The following is a 21103-nucleotide window of genomic DNA, read 5'->3' as shown; positions in this document are numbered from 1 at the left end:
CTCTCGCTAGGCCAGGACCACTAATAAGCAGACAGAACGCAATCTGGTGGGGCCCTCCAGCCCGTTGTCGCCCTCTCCACGAGCAGGAGTTTTCCATGACCGCTTCCAAGCAAGACAACCTCATCGACTGGCTGCGCGATGCCCATGCCATGGAGGAACAGGCCGAGAAGATGCTCTCCGCCCAGGCCGCCCGGCTGGAGCACTACCCGCAACTGCGCCAGCGCATCGAGCAGCACATCAGGGAAACCCAGGAGCAGCGCCAGATCATCGAAGGCTGCCTGAGTCGTCACGGCAGCAGCGCCTCGACCCTCAAGGACATGGGCGGCAAGTTGATGGCGCTGGGCCAGGCCCTTGGCGGCGCGCCCATGAGCGATGAGGTCATCAAGGGCGCCATCGCCGGCTACGTCTTCGAAAACATCGAAATCGCCACCTACACCACGCTGATCGCGGCCGCTGCCGAGATTGGCGACACCGAAACGCAGCAAGCCTGCGAACGCATCCTCGAACAGGAGAAGGCCATGGCGGCCTGGTTGCTGGAAGACCTGCCCGCCACCACCCGTGCCTTCCTGGAACGCTCCGCCGATCCCGATCTGACCGCGAAGCGCTGAACCGCCCGAGCTTTACCGTGACTAGCCCCTGGAGGTTACATGTTCGTCCATAACAAGCGACTGCAATATACCGTGCGCGTGTCCGAACCCAATCCCGGTCTCGCCAACCTGATGCTGGAGCAATTCGGCGGTCCCCAAGGCGAACTCGCCGCCGCCATGCGCTACTTCACCCAGGCGATAGCCGAGCTCGACCCGGGCCGCAAGGACATGCTCTTCGACATCGCCACCGAAGAACTCAGCCACCTGGAAATCATCGGCTCGATGATCGCCATGCTGAACAAGGGCGCCAAAGGCGACCTGGCGGAAAAGACCCAGGAAGAAGCGGACATGTACCGCTCCCTTACCGGGGCCGGCAACGACTCCCACCTCACGCAGATCCTCTATGGCGGTGGCCCGCAGCTGGTCAACTCGGGCGGGGTACCCTGGACCGCGGCCTACATCGACAGCGTCGGTGAACCGACCATCGACCTCAGGTCGAACATCGCCGCCGAAGCCCGGGCCAAGATCGTCTATGAGCGCCTGATCAACGTCACCGACGATGCCGGCATCAAGGATACCCTGAGCTTCCTGATGACCCGCGAGATCGCGCACCAGAAGTCCTTCGAGAACGCGCTGCATTCCATCCAGCCCAACTTCCCCCAGGGCAAGATGCCGCCACGACCCGAGTTCGCTAGCGTGTACTACAACATGTCGCAAGGCGAAGGCGACCTGCGCGGACCCTGGAACCAGGGTCAGGACTGGGAGTTCGTGGAGCAGCCCACCCCCGCCGTGGACGGGGGCGACGGTCTGGCCAGCGTCAAGCTGCCACCGATGCAGGCCAAGGCGATCGAACAGCTCGCCACCCGCACGATGTCGGATCCGAATGCGGCGCCGGTAACGGGCGCCGACCTGGGCGCCGGCCTGGCCAAGCAGCTCGACAAGAACCGTCTGGACGAGTGATGTCGAGGCGACGACGCCCACCGGGCGTCGTCGCCCTTTCCCCGGCCTGACGACCTTTCGTCGGCCACTTCATCCCGCGCTCGCCCCCGCACGAACCTGGCCAATTGCCATCGGTCCTACTGCCGTCATCGTAGTAGGGAAAGCCCTGATGGAAGATTATCTCCTGGCGTTCGCCATGGTCGCTCTGACCGCCCTGTTCATAGGTCTCACTACCGTCGGTCTGGTGGAATTCACCTGATGGCGCTTTGCCGCCTTTCGCGCTGAACATTCGTTCGGCGGCGCAGTCTGCCGCTGTGCATTGATGCCACCACGTTGTACCGACGTAGTCAGGGACGCCACCATGAAACGCCACCTTTACGCCTTAGCCCTCGTTGCCAGCGCAGTCTGCAGCGCACCCGCCTTCGCCATGGATCAGAATGCCCTGCAATTCGAGCAGGCCAGCATGATTGCCTTCAAGAGCTGCGCGAACAAGGCGGTGATCGCCGGCACCCGCATCGGCGACACCGCCCGCTTCTCCGATACCGACGCCTGCGTTGTCCAGGCGCTGTCGCAGATCGAACCCGCCTACCAGAAGGCCCTTACCTCCTTGCAGAACAATGGCACCGCCCGCCGCTGCCTGCAGACCTACTACAGCAACTGGCTGACACTGATGAAATCCCTGCCGGAGCTGCAGTCCAAGCCGCCGTCCTCGGTGCTGCTGACCGCCAACGGTGGCGAGCGCCGCCTCAACCAGTACTGGCAATTCGTGGTCAGCGCCCGCTGATCACGCCCCGGCGTCCCGCGGGGAGCCTTGGCTCCCCGCTCGCGTTTCAGCCGATGGCGACATGCCCCGGCTGCGCTGCCACGCGGGCCAGCCAGGCCTGGATCGCCGGATAGTCGTCCAGTTGGAAGCCGCCTTCGTGGGCGACGTGGGTGTAGGCATAGAGCGCGATATCGGCGATCGAGTAGTCCTCGCCGACCAGGAAGGGCGTGCGCTGCAGCTGCTGCTCCATCACCCGTAATGCCTTGTAGCCGCGCACCAGACAGACCTCGTACTCCTCCCGGCGCTCCGCCGGCAGCCCCTGGTAGAGCTGGATGAAACGCGCCACCGCCACATAGGGCTCGTGACTGTACTGCTCGAAGAATTGCCACTGCAGCACCTGGGTCCGCAGGCGCGGCTCGCTGGGCAGGAAGCGCGTGCCGTCGGCGAGGAAGTTGAGGATGGCATTGGACTCCCACAGGCAGGTGCCGTCCTCCAGCTCCAGCACCGGAATCTTGCCGTTGGGATTCTTCGCCAGGAAGGCTTCGCTCCGGGTCTCGCCGGCGAGGATATCGACCTCGTGCCAGCGATACTCCACGCCGAGCAGGTGCAGCATCAGCACCACCTTGTAGCAGTTGCCGGAACGACGATCGCCATAGACCTGATACATCTCACAGCTCCTTGTAATGGGGGGTGGCTTCGCGGATCACGCTGGCCAGGCGCGCAAGGCCCGTGTCCAGCCGCTCGGGCAGCACATGACTGAAATTGAGCCGCAGCAGACCGCGGTGACGCTCCGGCTCGGCGAAGAACGGCTCGCCCGGCATGAAGGCGACATCCTGCGCCAGGGCGGCGTCCAGCAGCGTACGGGTATCCAGGGGCGTTTTCAGCCGCAACCAGAAGAACAGACCGCCCTGCGGGATCTGCCAGTCGGCGATATCGCCGAAATGCCGCGTCAGCGCCAGCGCGAAGCCATCGCGGCGCTCACGATAGAAGGCCCGTACCTCCTCCAGGTGCCTGGCATAGCGGTCGCTGCCCAGCCATTGCAGGACCTGCCACTGGCTCATGCGGCAGGTGTGCAGATCGGCAGCCTGCTTGAGCGCCCGCAAGGGCTTGAGCAACTCGGGCGAGGCGATCAGGTAGCCCACGCGCAAGCCGGGCAGCAGGGTCTTTGACAGGCTGCCGGTGTGGATCCAGGCGCTGCGCCGGAGCTGGGCGCATAGCGACCGCGCCGGCGCCCCGTCATAGCTGAGTTCGCGATAGGGCTCGTCCTCGACCAGGGTCACGCCGTACTCGTCCAGCAGGGCTGCCACCGCCGCCCGGTTGGCTGCGGAATAGCGCACCCCGGAGGGATTCTGGAAGGTCGGGATCAGATAGGCGAAGGCCGGGCGTTGCCGCTCCAGTTGCAGACGCAAGGCCTCCAGATCCAGCCCCTCCGGGGCCAGACTGACCTCCAGACAATCCGCGCCAAAGAACTGGAAGCTCTGCAACGCCGCCAGGTAGGTGGGGCCTTCCACCAGCACCGGAGTGCCGACGTCGAGATAGAGCTTGGCGATCAGATCCAGGGCCTGCTGCGAACCCGTGGTCACCAGCACCTGGTCCGCCGTGCATTCCAGACCATAGCCGCGGGCCTGGGCGGCGATGGCTTCGCGCAGGGCCGGCTCGCCCTCGCTCATGCCGTACTGACCCAGACCGGCCGGCATCCGGCTCCAGTCCACCGCCGGCAGACAGCGCTCGGCGGGCAGGCCTCCGGCGAAGGACATCACCTCCGGGCGCTGCGCCGCCGCCAGGATGTCGCGGATCAGGCTGCTCTTGAGTCGGGTCACCCGTTCGGAAAATGCCATCTGCCCTCCTGTGGCCCGTGGCCGGCTAATGAGTCAAACTACTTGACCGACCCTAATGCACTCCGGAAAGACAAGTCAATATGCTTGACCTAAACCAGACCACCCAGCAGCGCCTGGTCATGGAGACCTTCTTCTTCGGCTACCAGGCGTTCACCGCCAAGGCCGACGACATGCTCGCGCGCCGCGGCCTGAGCCGGGTCCACCAGCGCATCCTGTTCTTCATCGCCCGCGAACCGGGATTGAGCAACAAGGCCCTCCTGGAAGTGCTCAACGTCAGCAAGCAGGCGCTGAACATTCCGCTGCGGCAGTTGCTGGAGATGCAACTGGTGGCCATGGCGACTGACGCGACGGACAAGCGCAAGCGACGGCTGTCGCTGACCCGTGGCGGCGCCGCGCTGGAGCAGACCTTGAGACGCGAGCAGATGCGCCTGGTGCAGGCTGCCCTGGCCGCGGCCGGAGCGGACGCCGCCGAAGGCTGGCTGGCCTTCAACCAGGCGCTGGCCGGTCGCCATGAGGCCGAAGGCAGCCAGGACAGTTCGCAACCCTCGGTCGACTCCTGAAAACTGTACCGTTGGTTCGCGGCCTCGGTGTACGGATACCGGCCCGAGCGGCCTGGCTAAGCTGGCGCAAAGCCCAGGGATGCCCCTCATGACCGTCGAACTGCTCTCCGCCTTCATGCTCTTCGCCTTCGTCTCCTCCGCCACGCCCGGCCCCAACAACATGATGCTGCTGGCATCAGGGGTCAATTTCGGCTTTCGGCGGACCCTGCCACACATGTTCGGCATCAGCCTGGGCCACATGCTGCTGGTCATCTGCACCGGTCTCGGCCTGGGTCAGCTGTTCGTGCTCTATCCACCGCTGCAGATCGCCTTGCGGGTCATTGGCGGTGGCTATCTGCTGTATCTGGCCTGGAAGCTGGCCACCGCCTCCGCCCCGACGCCGCGGGAGTCGGGCAGCGGCAAACCCTTCGGCTTCTTCCAGGCAGCGGCCTTCCAATGGGTGAACCCCAAGGCCTGGGTGATGGCCATCGGCGCGGTCACCGCCTATATTCCGGCCGAGAACTTCACCGCCAACCTGCTGCTGGTCGCCTTGCTCTTCGCCCTGATCAACCTGCCCAGCGTCAGCCTCTGGACCCTGTTCGGCATGGGCCTGCGCCGTCTGCTCAGCAGCCCGGCACGGTTGCGGCTGTTCAACTGGAGCATGGCGTTGCTGCTGGTGCTGTCCCTCTACCCCATCCTGTTCGGCCATCGCTGAGGTTTTTCGATGCACGCGGCTCCGCAACGCCTTACCCCGCTGGCCGACACCTCGCCCGCCGCCGTGGTCGCCGGCTTCGTCGCCATGCTGGTGGGCTACACCAGCTCCCTGGTGCTGATGTTCCAGGCCGGCCAGAATGCCGGCCTGAGCACCGGACAGATCTCCTCCTGGATCTGGGCATTGTCCATCGGCATGGCGCTGACCACCATCGGCCTATCGCTGAAATACCGCACCCCCATCGTCATCGCCTGGTCGACCCCGGGCGCCGCGTTGCTGGTCACCAGCCTGCCGTCGGTGCCCTACAGCGACGCCATCGGCGCCTTCGTCATCTGCGCCGTGCTGCTCGCCCTCTGCGGCCTCACCGGCAGCGTCGACCGCCTGCTGCGCCGGGTGCCGCCGGCACTCGCCGCCGCTCTGCTGGCCGGCATCCTCTTCCGCATCGGTATCGAGATCTGCGCCGCGGCCCAGCACCAGACCGCCCTGGTCCTGGGCATGGCCCTGGCCTATCTGGTGGCCAAGCGGCTGTGGCCGCGCTACTGCGTGCTGGTCGCCCTGGTGGTGGGCCTGCTGCTGGCCGCCGGGCTGGGCCTGCTGGACTTCCACGCCCTGCGGCTGGAATTGGCAGTGCCGGTGTGGACTGCCCCGACCTTTTCCCTGGCCGCCACCATCGGCATCGCCATCCCGCTGTTCGTGGTGGCCATGGCCTCGCAGAACATGCCGGGCATCGCCGTGCTGCGTACCGATGGCTACGCGGTTCCGGCCTCGCCGCTGATCGCCACCACCGGCCTCGCCTCGCTGCTGCTGGCACCCTTCGGCTCCCATGGCATCAACCTGGCGGCCATCAGCGCGGCGATCTGCACCGGTCCCCAGGCCCATGAAGACGCCAGCAAGCGCTATACGGCGGCGATCTGGTGCGGCCTCTTCTACGGCATCGCCGGGTTGTTCGGTGCCACCCTGGCCGCCTTGTTCACCGCCCTACCAGGCGAGCTGGTGATCTCGGTGGCCGCCCTGGCGCTGCTCGGCTCCATCATGAACGGCCTGCACGGCGCCCTGGCCGATCCCGGACAGCGCGAGCCGGCGCTCATCACCTTCCTGGTCACCGCCTCGGGCCTGACCCTGGCCGGGATCGGCGCGGCCTTCTGGGGCCTGGTCGCCGGCCTTTTGGCCAGTTTGCTACTCACTGCACGCCGCCGTTAGAACCTGCACCCCTCCTGACGGGTCGGAACTGGATCCTTCACGTCAGGAGAACACCATGTCCCGTACCAATCGCCAATTCCTGCTCGCCAAGCGCCCGTCCGGCGAACCCACCGCCGACACCTTCGAGCGCGTCGAGCAGCCGGTCGGCGAACCCGGCGCCGGTCAGGTGCTGATCAAGAATCTCTTCCTCTCCCTCGACCCGGCCATGCGCGGCTGGATGAACGAGGGCAAGTCCTATATCAAGCCCATCGGCATCGGCGAAGTCATTCGCGCCCTTGGCGTCGGCGAGGTGGTGGCCTCCAATCACCCGGACTTCAAGGTAGGCGACACGATCAACGGCATGCTCGGCATCCAGGATTACTTTCTGGGCGAGCCCCAGGGCTTCTACAAGGTGGACCCCAGCAAGGCCAGCCTGCCCCAGTATCTTTCCGTGCTCGGCATGACCGGCCTGACCGCCTACTTCGGCCTGCTGGAAGTCGGCGAGCCCAAGGCCGGCCAGACCATCGTGGTCTCCGGCGCTGCCGGCGCGGTCGGCAGCATGGTGGGGCAGATCGGCAAGCTCAAGGCCTGTCATGTGGTGGGCATCGCCGGTGGTGCGGAAAAATGCCGCTATCTGATCGAGGAGCTGGGATTCGACGCTGCCATCGACTACAAGGCCGAGCCGGACCTCGCGGCCGCCCTGCAGCGGGAGTGCCCCAACGGTATCGATGTCTATTTCGACAACGTCGGCGGCCCGACCCTGGACGCGGTCCTGGCGCAGATCAATTTCCGTGCGCGGATAGTGCTCTGCGGCGCCATCAGCCAGTACAACAGCGACAAGGTGCAGGGTCCACAGAATTACCTGGCGCTGCTCAGCAATCGCGCGCGCATGGAAGGCTTCATCGTGCTCGACCACGCCGCTCGCTACGCCGAGGCCCAGAAGCAGCTGTTGATCTGGCTGGCCGATGGCCAGCTCAAATCCCGCGAACACGTGGTGGAAGGCCTGGACACCTTTCCCGAGACCCTGATGAAACTGTTCTCCGGCGAGAACTTCGGTAAGCTGGTGCTCAAGGTCTAGACCACGCGTCGGAAAGTCGTCACCCGCGGGCCGCAATAGCGGCCCGCCTGGGCTTCAGGCGTCAAGTTACAGACGGCCAATCGCCACCATTCTGCTAAGTCATTGATTTGATTGACTCTACAAGACTGGCACGCTTCTCGCTGTAGAGGGACTATCCGCCAAGGAGAACAGGCATGGTCCCGCCCTCGTCCAACACCATCAACCTCGATCGCGCTCGCCAGCAGCGTAACGCCACTCTGGCCGTCCCCGCCCGCGAAAGCGATCCCGCGGTACTGGGCGCCCTGCGCCAGCGCTTGCTCGGCGTCCTGCAGACCTCGCTGGATCTCGAACGGGTCCTGCAACTCTTCCGGCAGGAGGTGGATACGCTGGTGGACCTGCCTGGCCTCGCCTATCGCAATGCCGCGGAAGACGTCGCCATCGGCCTGGGCGAAGACCAGGGTCATCAGGTGCACTATCACCTGAGCCAGGGGGACCTTCGCCTGGGTGACCTGACCTTCTACCGTCAGGAGCGCTTTCAGGACAGCGAACTCGGTGCGCTGGAATACCTGCTCGGTAGCCTGCTGTTTCCCCTGCGCAATGCCCTGCTCTATCGCGAGGCCCAGAACAATGCCCTGCGCGATGCCCTGACCGGTGTCGGCAATCGCAGCGCCCTGGATCGTGCCCTGGTGCGCGAACTGGAACTGGCCCGCCGGACCCAGCAGCCGCTGTCGCTGCTGATGGTGGATCTGGACCATTTCAAGCGCATCAACGACCGCTTCGGCCACAGTGTCGGCGACGACGTGCTGCGCCAGACCGCCCGCACCCTCGGCAACAGCCTGAGAAGCATGGACATGGTCTTTCGCTTTGGCGGCGAGGAATTCTGTGTGCTGCTGTCGGCCACCGGCCATGAGGCAGCCCATATCGTGGCGGAACGCCTAAGAGCGGCGGTGGAGGCCCAGTCGGAGAACGCCGGTGCCATTCCGCTGCCGGTCACCCTGAGCCTGGGTCTGGCAACCCTGCGCGACGTGGAATCCCCGCGTTGCCTGCTGCTGCGCGCGGATCGGGCCCTCTATCAGGCCAAGGCCGACGGCCGCAATCGATTCTGCAGCCTGGCCTGAGGGTCGCCTGGAGCCAGGCGACCTCGCGGCTTAGCGGCGACCGCCCTTGCCGGTACCGCCGCCACTCGGACCACGACGCGGCGCAATGCCTGGCGAGGTACGACCCTTGCTGACCGGCTTGCGGCCCATTTCGCTGGGACGCTCGGCCACGGCCGACCCCTGGGTCTTGCCGGCCTTGCCCGTCTTGTTGAGCTTGTTCCGCGAACCCCGACCGGCATCGATCGGCCGCGCGGTCTTGCGCTGCTGGCGCTCGAGCTTTTCCTTGGTCTTGCCGCCCATGGACGGCAGCGCCACCGGCGGCAGGCCGACTTCGCCCGCAAGGATGTCGATCTCCCCCTGGGTCATCTCGCGCCAGCGCCCAACCGGCAGATCGCTGGTCATGAACACCGGACCGAAACGTACGCGCTTCAAGCGGCTCACCACCAGGCCCTGGGATTCCCACAGCCGACGAACCTCGCGGTTGCGGCCTTCCATCACCACGCAATGGAACCAGTGGTTGAAGCCGTCGCCTTCCGGCGCCTGCTGGACGTCGGTGAAGCGTGCCGGGCCGTCTTCGAGGATCACCCCGTTCTTCAGGCGCAGCAGCATCTCTTCGGTGACCTCGCCGCGTACCCGTACCGCGTACTCGCGGTCCATCTGGTAGGACGGGTGCATCAGCCGGTTGGCCAGTTCGCCATCGGTGGTGAACATCAGCAGGCCGGTGGTGTTGATGTCCAGGCGACCGACATTGATCCAGCGGCCCTGCTTGGGCTTGGGCAGGCGATCGAAGACGGTGGGCCGGCCTTCGGGATCGTCACGGGTGCAGATCTCGCCTTCGGGCTTGTTGTAGATCAGCACGCGACGTACCACTTCCTCGGCCTGGTCACGCTTGAGCAGCCGTCCGTCCACCGCGATGGCGTCCTTGGGCATGACGCGCAGCCCCAGGGGGGCGACCACGCCGTTGACCTTGATGCGGCCTTCGCCGATCCAGGCTTCGACGTCGCGACGCGAGCCGACGCCCAGGCGCGACAGCACCTTCTGCAGCTTTTCGCCAGCCGGCGCGGGGACGGTTTCGTCGAGGGATTCGTTTGGGGGATTCTTGTCGAGGGTCATCAGGCACCTCCCGGTGTAGTGGACGACAAAGGCGCCGCGGAACGGGCGCCAGGAAAAAGACAGGGGCGCATGATAGCGCCCCTGCTCGCGCCAGCCTAGCTCGTCCGGCGGGTGACGGATGGCCGCAGGCTCAGTCCAGCGTCGCCAGGGCTTCGCGGCAGAGCTGCTCGACGCGCGTCCAGTCCTTGGCCTTCACCACGTCGCTGGGCAGCATCCAGCTGCCGCCGACGCACAGCAGGTTGGGCTGCTGGAAGTAGTTCTTCACGTTGCCCGGGTTGACGCCGCCGGTGGGGCAGAACTTGAGTTCGGCGAAGGGGCCGGCAAAAGCCTTGAGCGCATCCACGCCGCCATAGACGTTGGCAGGGAACAGCTTGAAGCGGCGATAACCCAGGCGGTAGGCCTGCATGATCTCCGAGGGCGTGGCGATGCCCGGCAGCAGCGGGATGGGCGCCGATACCCCGGCCTGGAGGATTTCCTCGGTGGTGCCCGGAGTGACGATGAACTGGGCGCCGGCCTCGACCGCGGCGTCGAACATCCGCACATCCAGCACGGTGCCCACGCCGACATCCAGCTCGGGACGTTCCTGGCGCAGCAGGCGCACCGCGTCCAGCCCATGGGCCGATCTCAGGGTGATTTCCAGGGCGGTGAGTCCCCCCGCGGCCATGGCGTCGGCGAACGGCAGCACGTCAGCGGGATCGTTGATCACGATCACCGGCAGGATTCGCGCGCGGGCGCACAGGGCATCTAGGGTCGCGATCTTGTTCTGCATGTCCAAAACTCAACTCCTCGTCAGGGGCACCAATAGACGACCAGGGGTTCGCGCAGGAACGCCTTGATCGGAGTGGCCAGCTCGTCGCCCTCGGCCAGAGCAGTTTCCAGCACCTGTCGCTTGCCCGCGCCCTGGATGGCGAGGATCTGCTGCCGCGCGCGACTCAGGTAGGCGCGGCTCAGGGTGATGCGGGTCTGCGGCGCGGACGGTGCCACGCCGGGAAAGCTCAGGCGCTCGCTGGCCGGATCCAGGGCCTCTTCCAGGCCGGGACTGCCGGGGAACAGCGAGGCGGTATGGGCATCGTCGCCCATGCCCAGCACCAGCACATCGGGGGTCGCCAGGGTGTCGCGCAGCCGGGCCTCGGTCTGGGCCATGCCCTCTTCCGTGGCGCTGGCCGGACTGTAGAGATCGACGAAACCTGCGGCGGCGGCGGGGCCCTGGAACAGGTGCTGGCGCAACAGGCCGGCATTGCTGTCCGGGTGGTCACCGGGGACCCAGCGCTCGTCCGCCAGGGTGACCAGCACCCTGGACCAGTCCAGCTCGGCCTGCGCCAGGCGCTCCAAGAAGGGCACCGGACTGCGGCCACCGGACACGATCAGCAGTGCCTCACCACGGGCCGCCAGGGCCTCGCGCAGCGCCGCGGTGACCGTCTCGGCCAACGCCGCGGCATGGGCCTCGCGGTCGGGCAATTCGCGCAGGGTCACGCCCTGCCCCAGATCAGATGTCGCCATACCAGGATCTCCCGTCTCGTGCGATCAGTGCGATGGAGGTCAGCGGACCCCAGCTGCCGGCGGCATAGGACTTGGGCGAGTCGCCCATCTTCGACCAGCCATCCATCAGCTGATCGCACCATTTCCAGGCCGCTTCGATCTCGTCCTTGCGGACGAACAGCGACTGGTTGCCCTGCATGACTTCCAGCAGCAGTCGCTCGTAGGCATCCGGGGTGCGCAGATGCTTGAAGGTCTCGGAGAAATTGAGCTGCAACGGACCGCTGCGCAGCTGCATGCCCTTGCGCAGACCCTGGTCCTTGCTCATCACCTGCAGCGAAATCCCTTCGTCCGGCTGGATGCGGATGATCAGGCGGTTGCTGATCAGGCTGCGCTGCTCGGGAGCGAAGATGTAGTGCGGTGGTTCCTTGAAGTGGATGACGATCTGCGACAGCTTCTGCGGCATGCGCTTGCCGGTACGCAGATAGAAAGGCACGCCCGACCAGCGCCAGTTGCGGATGTCGGCGCGGATGGCGACAAAGGTCTCGGTGCGGCTTTCGGTGTTGGAATTGGGCTCTTCCAGATAACCCGGCACAGGCTTGCCGTCGCTGTAGCCCGAGGTGTACTGCCCGAGGACCACGCGGCTGGCCAGCTGGTCGGCGGTGATGGGCTCGAGCGCCTTGAGCACCTTGACCTTCTCGTCACGAATGCTGTCGGCCGAAAGATCCGCCGGCGGGTCCATGGCGGTCAGGCAGAGCAGCTGCAGCAGGTGGTTCTGCACCATGTCGCGCAGCTGGCCGGCCTGGTCGAAATAGCCCCAGCGCCCCTCGATACCCACCTTCTCGGCCACGGTGATTTCCACGTGGGAGATATAGTTCTGGTTCCACTGGGTCTCGAACAGGCTGTTGGCGAAGCGCAGGGCGATAAGGTTCTGCACCGTCTCCTTGCCCAGGTAATGGTCGATGCGGTAGACGCGGTCTTCGGGGAAGAAGCGCGCCACGGCGTCGTTGACCACCTTGGAGGATTCCAGGTCGTAGCCGATGGGCTTTTCCATCACCACCCGGGTGCGCTCGCACAGGCCGACGGCGGCGAGGTTCTCGCAGATGGCACTGTAGACCAGCGCCGGGGTGGCGAAATAGGCGATCAGCGGCGAGGTCTCGCCCACAGCCTCGGCAAGTCCCGTATAGTCTTCGCGATTGCGAAAATCGATGGCGCGATAGCCCAGGCGGCCGCGCATCCGGGTCCATACCGCTTCGTCCCAGTCGGCCTTGGGCACATAGTGGCGCAGGCGCTCCTCGATGTGCTCCAGCTGCTTGACCCCATCGCCCTGGTCACGCGCCAGCGCCATGATGCGGGTATCCTCGTGCAGCAGACCTTCACGATCCAGCTGGTACAGGGCAGGGAAAAGTTTGCGCAGAGCCAGGTCGCCCAACGCGCCGAAGATTGCCAGGGTACAGGGTAGAACTCGGACGCCAGCCATAAATATTCGTTCTTTTACTTAAAGTTTGAGATATTCCAGCACCATCATAGGGGAGCTGGGGCGATTCGCGTAGTCTTTATATTAAAAAATACGGCGCAGGGGTAAGCCCGGCCCACACCTTTTATAGCCTTAGGATAGAGGCACAACAACCACTAGGAGTTCTCATGGATCGTGCCAGCACCCTGCTGCAAACCATCCAGAACCGCATCGGCGAACTCAACCGCGCGGAACGCAAGGTCGCCGAGGTCATCCTGCAGAATCCCCGGCAGGCCACCCGCTACACCATCGCGGCCCTGGCCCAGGCGGCCCAGGTCAGCGAGCCCACCGTCAATCGCTTCTGCCGTTCGCTCGGCGTGAGCGGCTACCCGGAGATGAAGATCCAGCTGGCGCAGAGCATCGCCAGCGGCGCGGTCTACGTCAGCCAGGCGGTGGAAGCCAACGACGAATCCGAAGCCTACGCGGAAAAGATCTTCAGCAGCACCATCGCCTCGCTGGACAGCGCCCGCCAGCGACTGGACGCCCGCACCGTGGATCGCGCGGTGGACCTGATGATCCAGGCGCGGCAGATCCACTTCTTCGGCTTGGGCGCCTCGGCACCCGTGGCCCTGGACGCCCAGCACAAGTTCTTTCGCTTCAACATGGCGGTGTCGGCGCATTCGGACGTGCTGATGCAGCGGATGCTCGCTTCCATCGCCAGGACCGGCGACCTGTTCGTGATCATCTCCTACACCGGCCGCACCCGTGAACTGGTGGACGTGGCCAAGCTGGCGCGGGACAACGGCGCCTCGGTGCTCGGCCTCACCGCCAGCAATACCCCGCTGGCCAAGGTCTGCACCCACAGCCTGGACATCCCCTTGCCGGAAGACACTGACATCTACATGCCCATGACCTCGCGGATCATCCAGCTCACCGTGCTGGACATCCTCGCCACCGGGGTCACGCTCAAGCGCGGCGTGGATTTCCAGCCGCACCTGCGCAAGGTCAAGGAAAGTCTGGTCGCCACCCGCTATCCCTCGGAGCCCGACCAGGGCTAAGCGCCCTCACTGTGCAAAACCTGCTTAGGATCTCGCGAGCTAGAGCCAAACAAGGCCTAGGCGGCCCCGCGAAAACACCTGAGGAAGCGGAGTTTACATAGAGTAAATGAGCATTCCGGCGGGGCTGGCCTTCCAGGGCGCTTTTAACGCGGTTTGGCCGACGCGCAGCAGATCGTAAGCAGGTTTTTAGATGTCGTCGCGGTGGCTGAACAGGTCCCAGGTCGACATGAACAGCGCGGCGATCAGCGGGCCGATGACGAAGCCGTTGAGGCCGAACAGCGACATGCCGCCGATGGTGGAGATCAGCACCACGTAGTCCGGCATCTTGGTGTCCTTGCCGACCAGGATGGGGCGCAGCAGGTTGTCCACCAGACCGATCACCACCACGGCGAAGACGATCAGGATCACCCCCTTGATCACCGCGCCGGTGGCCAGGAAGTAGATGGCCACCGGCACCCAGATCAGCGCCGAACCCACGGCGGGCAGCAGCGACAGGAAGGCCATCAGGGTGCCCCACAGCACCGCGCCCTGGACACCCAGCACGCCGAGGATGAAGCCGCCCAGGGCGCCCTGCACCACGGCGACGATGATGTTGCCCTTGACCGTGGCGCGCACCACGGCGGTGAACTTGGCCATCAGGCTGCGCTTGTGCATGTCGCTCAGCGGAATGGCCTTGCGGATCAGTGCCACCAGCTGCGAACCGTCGCGCAGCAGGAAGAACAGCAGATAGAGCATCACGCCGAAGCCGATCAGGAACTGGAAGGTCCCCTGGCCGAAGCTGAAGGCCTGGGTCGCGACCCACTGGCTGCCCTGCATGGCACCGGCGGAGAGCTTTTGGCGGATGCCGTCCAGGTCACCGGCGCCAAAGCGCTGCAGGACGCTGCGCACCGAATCCGGCAAGGCGCCCCAGACCTGCTGATAGTACTGGCCGAAGTTGAGCTGACCGCTGTTGACCTGCTGATACAGCAGCGAGCCTTCCTGCACCAGGGAGATGGCGATGAACACCACCGGCAGGATGACGATGAGCAGGATCACGAACAGGGTGCAGAGCGCACCGAGGTTGCGTCTGTTGTTGAAGCGCCGGACGAACCAGCGTTGCAGCGGGGCGAACAGGATGGCGAGGATGGCACCCCAGAACACCGCCCCCAGGAAGGGCGTGAGGATCCAGACGAAGGCCAGCGAGACCACCACCAGCAGGATCAGGAATGTCTTGTTTTCCAGCCGAGCACTTTTCATTGGCTTTCGCGATTCCAAACAAGGATGACAGGCCTTGCTTAGAGCCTCGGAAGCCGTGGGGTTCCCATAAGCACCCCCAACTCGACCCGAAGAGGCGCGCCGAGGTGGCCGGCGCGCCCGGGATCATACGCGAAACTGACGGACCAGGCCGTCCAGCCGCTCGCCCAGGCCGACCATGCCGGCGGTGTTGCGCGCGCCCTGCTGGGCGCCCTGGGCCATGCTGTCGACGGCATTGGCGATGGTGTGGACGCTGCGGTTGACCTCCTCGGCCACCGTCGTCTGCTCCTCGGCGGCACTGGCGATCTGGCTGTTCATGGCGTTGATGGTGGCGATCAGTTCGCTGATGGCGGCCAGGGCGGTGCCGGCCTGCTCGGCCTGGGCCGTGGTGGCCTCGCCCATGCCGCCCGAGCGTTCCATGGCCCCGACCGCGCGGCCGGTGGCCTGTTGCAGACGATCGATCATGCCCTGGATTTCCTGGGTGCTCTGCTGGGTCCGGCTGGCCAGGGCCCGTACCTCGTCGGCGACCACGGCGAATCCGCGACCGGCCTCGCCCGCCCGGGCCGCTTCGATGGCGGCGTTGAGCGCCAGCAGATTGGTCTGCTCGGCAATGGCGCGAATCACGTCGAGCACGCCGACGATGGCGCCCACGTCCTGCTTGAGGCCATCCAGGGACACGCTGCTCTGGCGCACCTCCTCGACCAGTTCATGAATGCGCGCCACGCTGGTGGCGACCGTCTCGCGGGCCAGCCGGCCCTTTTCCTCGGTCTGACGGGTGGCTTCGGAAGCCTGCAGGGCACTGCTCGCCACTTCCTGGGCCGCCGCCGACATCTGGTTGATGGCGGTGGCCACCTGGTCGGTTTCGCTGCGCTGGCGCTGCATGTCGCGATCGGTGCGCTGGGCCTGCTGGGCGACAGCGTCGAGCAGACCGGTGAACTGGTGGGTGATGTCGACGACCTGGGCGATGGTGCCCTGGATGCGATCGACGAAGCGATTGAAGGCGGCAGCGAGTTCGCCGATCTCGTCGCGCCCGTTGACCGGCAGGCGGCGGGTCAGATCGCCCTCCCCGGCCGCGATGTCGTCGAGATTCTCCCGGATCTGCGCCAGGGGCCTGAGGGTGCGGGCGGCAAACAGCTGCGCGGCGATGCCGATCACCACCAGCAGCACGCCGGCCACGCCGAAGATCAGCCAGAGCTGGTCCTGGGTACGCTTGGCGACCTGTTGCGCCACCGCGGCGACCTCGGCCTCCACGCCATCCAGATTCACCGCCGAGCCGATCACCAGATCCCATTTGGACAGGTAGTCGGTGTAGGCGAGCTTGGGCACCAGCACGTCCTTGTTGCCGGGCAGCGAGGAACTGTAGCGGCTGAAATGCGAGCCATCCTTGCCCACCCGGACCAGTTCCTGATTGAGATAGATCCCACTGGGATCGCGGTTGTCCTTGAAGCTCTTGCCGATACCGGCCGGATCGTTGCCCTTGAACAGGCGGACCACGTTGGAATCGTAGCCGAAGATATAGCCGTCCTTGCCGTAGCTGATGGCCGACAGCAGGCCGATGGCCTCCTTGCGCGCCTCGGTATCGCCCGCGGCGGCCCTGTCGTACAGCGGCTTGACCACGGTCATGGCGGCTTCCACGGTGTTCTGCAGGGCGCTGCGACTCTGGACCATCAGTCGCTCGCGGGCGTCGGCGACGTCCCTGGCGGCCTGCTCGTGCAGGACCCAGTAGGACAGTCCACCCAGCACCAGCGTGAAGAGGCAGACCGGCAGGACGGCCAGTAAGGTGACTTTGAATTTGAGGCTCACGAGGTTCTCCTTGGTCGCAAGAGCTTGTGCGGTTATCGGCGTCCTGCCGGATAACTTGACCAGGGAGTCACTTGAGTGACGGGGTGCGTGCCGGCACCGGCAGCCGGATGACCACCGCCAGCCCACCCAGCTCGGAGGTCTCAAGGACGAGGGTTCCGCCACAGCTGTCGACGATGTCCTTGGCGATCCCCAGCCCCAGCCCGTGACCGCTGACCGCTTCATCCAGCCGGCAACCCCGATCGAGGATGGTCTCGCGCTGGGCCTCAGGCACACCGGGTCCGTCGTCCTCGACGTGGATCAGATAGCCCTCTGCACCCTGCGCCACCGCCAGCCGGACCTGCCGATCCGCCCATTTGCCGGCGTTGTCCAGCAGGGTCCCGAACAACTCCAGCAGGTCTTCCCGGTCCCAGGGCAGCCGCAGCTCCGCGGGTAGCCGGCACTCGAACGCCAGGTGCTCGCCATGCAACCGATTGAGCAGTACGCAGAGTTCACGCAATTCGGCGCCATTTAGGTACGCGCCCGGCAGCGCCTCGCCGGCCAGCCGGGCACGGCGCAACTCCCGCTCCAGGCGCTGACGGATACGACCCAGTTGCTCGCGCAAGACCTCGCGCTGCGCGGGCATCGCCTGCAGTTCGGGCCGCTCGGCCAGGCTGGTCAGCACCGCCAGCGGGGTCTTGAGTGCATGCCCCAGGTTGCCGATGCCATGCCGCGCGCGCTTGAGACCGTCTTCGGTATGGCGCAGCAGGGCATTCATTTCCGCCACCAGCGGCGCGAGTTCGGAGGGCACGCTGGCGTCCAGTGTCGAGCGGCGCCCCTGGTGCAGCTGGGCGATCTGCTCGCGCACCCGCTCCAGCGGACGCAGGGCCCGGCGCACGATCAGCCGTTGCAGCAGCAGGACCAGCAGCAAGGTCGCCAGCCCCAGCAGGCCACCGAACGCGAGGATGCGCGTCAGGTTGGTCAACAGGGGGTTGTAGTCGTCGGCGACCGTTACTTGCACCGTCTGGCCATAGCGCTGGTAATCGGCGCGGTAGGCGAGCAAGCGCTGCCCACTGGGGCCGTCCGCCAGGGTCTCGCTCAGGCCGTGGCCGGGCGGCGCTTCCAGTTGCGCATCCCACAGTGAGCGCGAGCGCCAGCGGATGCCCAGCGCCGGGATCTCGATGAGGAAATAGCGGCCGGACAGTGGCCGGGTATAGAGACTGCCCAGCCGGCTTTCGTCCAGTTGCAGGCCATGGGGACCGCGCACCAGGGTGGCGAGCAGGTTTTCCGTCTCGCCGCGCAGTCCGGTTTCCAGATAGCGGCGCAGGGCATGGTCCACCAGCCAGGCACCGCCCAGCACCAGCACCAGACCGGCCACCAGCAGGATGGCCACCAGCCCGACCCTGAGCCGGGCCTGGATGGATTTCAATCGACACCGCCCAGGCGATAGCCCTGACCGCGCCGTGTCTCGATGACCGCGCGGCCCAGCTTGCGGCGCAGATGATTGACGTGGACCTCGATGACATTGGAGTCGCGCTCGCTCTCGCCGTCGTAGAGATGGTCGTTGAGTCGCGTCTTCGACAGGATCTGCCCGGGATGCAGCAGGAAGCAGCGCAGCAGGCGAAATTCCGCCGCGCTCAGGGCGATGGTTTCACTGCCACGCACCACGCATTGGCGCGCCTCGTCGAGCGCGAGTCCGGCTGCCTGCAGCATCGGCTGGTTGGCTACGCCGCGCACCCGCCGCAGCAAGGCGGCGATGCGCAGACCCAATTCTTCGGGGTGAAAGGGTTTGGTGAGGTAGTCATCGGCACCGGCCTTGAGGCCGTCGATGCGCTCCACCCAGCTGTCGCGCGCGGTCAGGATCAATACCGGAGTGGCCAGCGCCTTGGCGCGCCACTCGCCGAGCACCTCCAGTCCGGGCCGGCCGGGCAGACACAGGTCGAGAACGATGAGGTCATAGGGCTCCTGGGCGCCCTGCCAGGCGGCGTCCCGGCCATCGGCCAGCCAGTCGATGGCGTAGCCCTGCCGTGCAAGGAACGCCGTGATCTCGTCGGCCAGGGCCACATCGTCTTCCACCAACAGCAGGCGCATCTAGTCGTCCACCTCGTCCTTCATGATGGCGCCATCCATCGCGCCGATTTCCAGTTCGCGGACGACATCGCCGACGAGGATCTCGATCTCGTAGCGATACTGCCCGTCCTCCTCTTCCAGTTCGGCTTCCAGCAGCCGTGCCTGGGGATAGCGTTCGTTGACCCGCTGCAGCAGGCTTTCCAGCGGCCGGATCACGCCTTCCGTGCGCAACTTGAGCGCCTCGTCCTGATCCAGGTCACGGGCCTGGACCAGGGGTGACAGGCTGCCGAGCAGTACCAGCCCGGCAAGGCCAAGGGTCAGTTGTCGCGCTGGTCTTTCAGGACTTCGCCAGTGGTGGCGTCGAGTTCCAGATCCCATTTCACACCTTTCGGGTCACGCAGTTCCAGTTGGTAAATGTAGCGGCCGTACTCTTCTTCCAGCTCGGTCTCGTGGGTCGTCGAGCCCGGATGCTTGGCGATGGCGGCCTGGTTGAGCACCTCGAAGCTCTTGATCTTGCCGCTGTCACGCAGCTTGAGGGCTTCATCGGGGCCGAGATCGCGGGCCTGGGCGACGCTCACACCGGTGAGCAGGAAGGCGGCAGTTGCGAGGGCGGTCAGCTTTTTCATGGTGATTCTCTCTGGTTGCTGTTTGATCTGGGTCCAGAGTAGCGATCCGCCATTAATCGAAACTTAAACGCCGATTAAGCCAGGCTTAATCGGATCGGACCACGCCAGGGCGCTTCGGCATCCAGGGCTTCGCCCTTTTGCGTCACCTGCAGGCGACCCTCGCGAGCCAGCTCACGCGCCGTAGCACGCAGGGGTTCCATCAATGGCCGCCAGTCCGCAGCCAGGTCACGCGCCACCTCCGACGGACAAAAGGTCGTCCCTGGACGGCGCGCCTGTGCCTTGGCCAGCAGGGCTTCGCGCAACTGTGCGTCGGTCGGCTTGAGCGCTGTCATGAGAACCGGGTCCCTTCTCCTGGAGTCCACCGTTTCGACCAGGAAATTGTCGGTGCAGTCATGACCTCTCGCTCGAAAGTCTCGAAAGTAATGCAACGCCTCGCCCAGACCGACCTGCCCATCCCCGCCGATGAGCGTGACGACACCGGTACCGCCCTTTGTACGCCCCTGCCACCCGACCTCAATTACGTCGATGACAGCCAGGCGGGCCTGAGCCGACGCAAGCTGCGCGGCACCTGGGCCTACTTCACCCCCGATGGCGAACGCATCCGTGACCAGGCGGAAGTCGAGCGCATCAACAAGCTGGCCATTCCGCCGGCCTATGCCGATGTCTGGATCTGCCCGGACGCCAATGGCCATCTGCAGGCCACCGGACGCGACGCCCGCGGCCGCAAGCAGTATCGCTACCACCCGCGCTGGCGCGAGATCCGCGATACCGACAAGTACGAGCGGATGCTGGCGTTCGGCCAGGCCCTGCCCAAGTTGCGGCAGCGGGTGGAAGAGGATCTCGCCCGGCGCGGCCTTTGTCGGGAAAAGGTCATGGCCACGGTCATCAGCCTGCTCGACGCGACCCTGATCCGGGTCGGCAACGCCCAGTACGCCAAGAGCAACAAGTCCTATGGCCTCACCACCCTGCGCAATCGGCACGCCGAGGTGCATGGCAATACCATCGCCTTCCATTTCCGCGGCAAGAGCGGGGTCGAGCACGACATCAAGGTCAGCGATCCACGCCTGGCGCGCACCGTGAAGAAATGCCTGGAGCTGCCCGGCCAGCACCTCTTCCAGTACGTGGACGGAGAGGGCGACCGCCATACCGTGACCTCGTCCGACGTGAATGCCTATCTGCACGAACTCACGGGCGCCGACTTCACCGCCAAGGACTATCGTACCTGGGCGGGCAGCGCGCTGGCCCTGGAAGCCCTGCGCGAATTGCGCTGCGAAACCCAGACCGATGCCAAGAAGGAACTGGTGGACATGGTCAAGGCGGTGTCCCGTACCCTGGGCAATACCCCGGCGGTCTGCCGCAAGTGCTACATCCATCCAGGCGTGCTGGATGCCTTCCTGGCCGGCGACCTCTGCACCCTGCCCAAACCGCGCAAGCGCAAGGGGCTGAAGGAGGAAGAGGTGCTGCTGCTCAACTTCCTGCAACGGCTGGAACAGCGGATGGCGGAGACCCAGGCAGCCTGACGAGGTCGTGCGCCACACCGCCCCTCGCGGGGGGTGGTGTAGCGTCCGGCGATAGAACCCA

General features: G+C 65.6%; 23 protein-coding genes and 1 pseudogene. 10 read left to right on the top strand and 14 right to left on the bottom strand.

The window, feature by feature from the left end:
• The first annotated feature begins 95 nt into the window (after nucleotides 1-95).
• The 3 genes from FHR73_RS05510 (at nucleotide 96) to FHR73_RS05500 (ending at nucleotide 2310) form a co-directional block, all read left to right on the top strand.
• Nucleotides 96-608 carry a ferritin-like domain-containing protein gene (locus FHR73_RS05510; RefSeq protein ID WP_183629922.1) on the top strand — a complete coding sequence of 171 codons (513 nt, stop codon included), beginning with the start codon at nucleotides 96-98 and terminating at the stop codon, nucleotides 606-608.
• A gap of 39 nt (nucleotides 609-647) precedes the next feature.
• Nucleotides 648-1547: a manganese catalase family protein gene (locus FHR73_RS05505; RefSeq protein ID WP_183629921.1), complete on the top strand. Its 900-nt coding sequence runs from the start codon at nucleotides 648-650 to the stop codon at nucleotides 1545-1547.
• Nucleotides 1548-1887: 340 nt separating this feature from the next.
• Nucleotides 1888-2310, top strand: a complete 423-nt coding sequence (locus FHR73_RS05500) for a hypothetical protein (protein WP_260175596.1) — start codon at nucleotides 1888-1890, stop codon at nucleotides 2308-2310.
• Nucleotides 2311-2356: 46 nt separating this feature from the next.
• Here the strand turns inward: FHR73_RS05500 and FHR73_RS05495 are convergent, their stop codons facing one another.
• Both FHR73_RS05495 and FHR73_RS05490 read right to left on the bottom strand, forming a co-directional pair.
• Complete coding sequence (locus FHR73_RS05495) at nucleotides 2357-2956, bottom strand: glutathione S-transferase family protein (RefSeq protein ID WP_183629920.1); 600 nt, start codon at nucleotides 2954-2956, stop codon at nucleotides 2357-2359.
• Nucleotide 2957: 1 nt separating this feature from the next.
• On the bottom strand, nucleotides 2958-4127 hold the full coding sequence (locus FHR73_RS05490) for a PLP-dependent aminotransferase family protein (protein WP_183629919.1): 1170 nt from the start codon (nucleotides 4125-4127) through the stop codon (nucleotides 2958-2960).
• An 80-nt stretch (nucleotides 4128-4207) separates the two neighbouring features.
• On the opposite strand from FHR73_RS05490, the gene FHR73_RS05485 reads away from it, so the two are divergent.
• The 5 genes from FHR73_RS05485 to FHR73_RS05465 all read left to right on the top strand — a co-directional run bounded on the left by FHR73_RS05485 (nucleotide 4208) and on the right by FHR73_RS05465 (nucleotide 8732).
• Nucleotides 4208-4687 carry a MarR family winged helix-turn-helix transcriptional regulator gene (locus FHR73_RS05485; protein ID WP_183629918.1) on the top strand — a complete coding sequence of 160 codons (480 nt, stop codon included), beginning with the start codon at nucleotides 4208-4210 and terminating at the stop codon, nucleotides 4685-4687.
• 88 nt (nucleotides 4688-4775) lie between these two features.
• A complete protein-coding gene (locus FHR73_RS05480; protein WP_183629917.1) occupies nucleotides 4776-5381 on the top strand; it encodes a LysE family translocator in 606 nt (201 codons plus the stop codon).
• Between the two features lie 9 nt (nucleotides 5382-5390).
• Entirely contained in the window at nucleotides 5391-6578 is a 1188-nt protein-coding gene (locus tag FHR73_RS05475) for a benzoate/H(+) symporter BenE family transporter (RefSeq protein WP_183629916.1), read from the top strand.
• Nucleotides 6579-6633: 55 nt separating this feature from the next.
• Nucleotides 6634-7635, top strand: a complete 1002-nt coding sequence (locus FHR73_RS05470; protein ID WP_183629915.1) for an NADP-dependent oxidoreductase — start codon at nucleotides 6634-6636, stop codon at nucleotides 7633-7635.
• A 173-nt stretch (nucleotides 7636-7808) separates the two neighbouring features.
• Complete coding sequence (locus FHR73_RS05465; protein WP_183629914.1) at nucleotides 7809-8732, top strand: GGDEF domain-containing protein; 924 nt, start codon at nucleotides 7809-7811, stop codon at nucleotides 8730-8732.
• A gap of 30 nt (nucleotides 8733-8762) precedes the next feature.
• Here FHR73_RS05465 and rluB read toward each other — a convergent pair whose 3' ends face one another.
• The 4 genes from rluB to zwf all read right to left on the bottom strand — a co-directional run bounded on the left by rluB (nucleotide 8763) and on the right by zwf (nucleotide 12780).
• Nucleotides 8763-9824 carry a 23S rRNA pseudouridine(2605) synthase RluB gene (rluB, locus tag FHR73_RS05460; RefSeq protein ID WP_183629913.1) on the bottom strand — a complete coding sequence of 354 codons (1062 nt, stop codon included), beginning with the start codon at nucleotides 9822-9824 and terminating at the stop codon, nucleotides 8763-8765.
• 130 nt (nucleotides 9825-9954) lie between these two features.
• The gene (locus FHR73_RS05455) at nucleotides 9955-10593 is read right to left on the bottom strand and encodes a bifunctional 4-hydroxy-2-oxoglutarate aldolase/2-dehydro-3-deoxy-phosphogluconate aldolase (RefSeq protein WP_183629912.1); all 639 of its coding nucleotides are present in this window, start codon (nucleotides 10591-10593) and stop codon (nucleotides 9955-9957) included.
• 20 nt (nucleotides 10594-10613) lie between these two features.
• Nucleotides 10614-11324, bottom strand: coding sequence for a 6-phosphogluconolactonase (gene pgl, locus FHR73_RS05450; protein ID WP_183629911.1), 711 nt, complete (start codon nucleotides 11322-11324; stop codon nucleotides 10614-10616).
• Nucleotides 11311-12780 (bottom strand): glucose-6-phosphate dehydrogenase, encoded by a 1470-nt coding sequence (gene zwf, locus FHR73_RS05445; RefSeq protein ID WP_183629910.1) that lies wholly within the window; start codon nucleotides 12778-12780, stop codon nucleotides 11311-11313. Before zwf ends, pgl begins: the two co-directional genes overlap by 14 nt.
• Before the next feature lie 164 nt (nucleotides 12781-12944).
• Between zwf and FHR73_RS05440 the strand changes: the two genes are divergently transcribed.
• Nucleotides 12945-13814, top strand: coding sequence for a MurR/RpiR family transcriptional regulator (locus FHR73_RS05440; RefSeq protein ID WP_133860632.1), 870 nt, complete (start codon nucleotides 12945-12947; stop codon nucleotides 13812-13814).
• Nucleotides 13815-14000: 186 nt separating this feature from the next.
• On the opposite strand, the gene FHR73_RS05435 is transcribed toward FHR73_RS05440, so the two are convergent.
• The 8 genes and pseudogenes from FHR73_RS05435 to FHR73_RS05405 all read right to left on the bottom strand — a co-directional run bounded on the left by FHR73_RS05435 (nucleotide 14001) and on the right by FHR73_RS05405 (nucleotide 19854).
• Nucleotides 14001-15050 carry an AI-2E family transporter gene (locus FHR73_RS05435; protein ID WP_183629909.1) on the bottom strand — a complete coding sequence of 350 codons (1050 nt, stop codon included), beginning with the start codon at nucleotides 15048-15050 and terminating at the stop codon, nucleotides 14001-14003.
• Nucleotides 15051-15173: 123 nt separating this feature from the next.
• On the bottom strand, nucleotides 15174-15929 hold the full coding sequence (locus tag FHR73_RS22710; protein WP_409258665.1) for a methyl-accepting chemotaxis protein: 756 nt from the start codon (nucleotides 15927-15929) through the stop codon (nucleotides 15174-15176).
• Between the two features lie 102 nt (nucleotides 15930-16031).
• A pseudogene (locus FHR73_RS22705) lies at nucleotides 16032-16790 on the bottom strand (cache domain-containing protein); the annotation flags it as partial.
• Between the two features lie 127 nt (nucleotides 16791-16917).
• Nucleotides 16918-18255 carry a sensor histidine kinase gene (locus FHR73_RS05425; RefSeq protein WP_183629907.1) on the bottom strand — a complete coding sequence of 446 codons (1338 nt, stop codon included), beginning with the start codon at nucleotides 18253-18255 and terminating at the stop codon, nucleotides 16918-16920.
• The gene (locus FHR73_RS05420) at nucleotides 18252-18917 is read right to left on the bottom strand and encodes a response regulator transcription factor (RefSeq protein ID WP_183629906.1); all 666 of its coding nucleotides are present in this window, start codon (nucleotides 18915-18917) and stop codon (nucleotides 18252-18254) included. Before FHR73_RS05420 ends, FHR73_RS05425 begins: the two co-directional genes overlap by 4 nt.
• On the bottom strand, nucleotides 18918-19274 hold the full coding sequence (locus FHR73_RS05415) for a PepSY domain-containing protein (RefSeq protein WP_311629048.1): 357 nt from the start codon (nucleotides 19272-19274) through the stop codon (nucleotides 18918-18920).
• Nucleotides 19214-19522, bottom strand: a complete 309-nt coding sequence (locus FHR73_RS05410) for a PepSY domain-containing protein (protein WP_183629905.1) — start codon at nucleotides 19520-19522, stop codon at nucleotides 19214-19216. The genes FHR73_RS05415 and FHR73_RS05410 overlap by 61 nt, the downstream gene beginning before the upstream one ends.
• 74 nt (nucleotides 19523-19596) lie before the next feature.
• On the bottom strand, nucleotides 19597-19854 hold the full coding sequence (locus FHR73_RS05405; protein WP_183629904.1) for a DUF3253 domain-containing protein: 258 nt from the start codon (nucleotides 19852-19854) through the stop codon (nucleotides 19597-19599).
• A gap of 90 nt (nucleotides 19855-19944) precedes the next feature.
• On the opposite strand from FHR73_RS05405, the gene FHR73_RS05400 reads away from it, so the two are divergent.
• Nucleotides 19945-21042, top strand: a complete 1098-nt coding sequence (locus tag FHR73_RS05400; protein ID WP_183629903.1) for a DNA topoisomerase IB — start codon at nucleotides 19945-19947, stop codon at nucleotides 21040-21042.
• Nucleotides 21043-21103: the final 61 nt, after the last annotated feature.

It is taken from the genome of Pseudomonas sp. AS2.8 (assembly GCF_014190935.1).
Classification (GTDB): domain Bacteria; phylum Pseudomonadota; class Gammaproteobacteria; order Pseudomonadales; family Pseudomonadaceae; genus Chryseomonas.
Note: the sequence above shows the minus strand (reverse complement) of the source record. Positions and strands in the feature narration are given on the sequence as shown.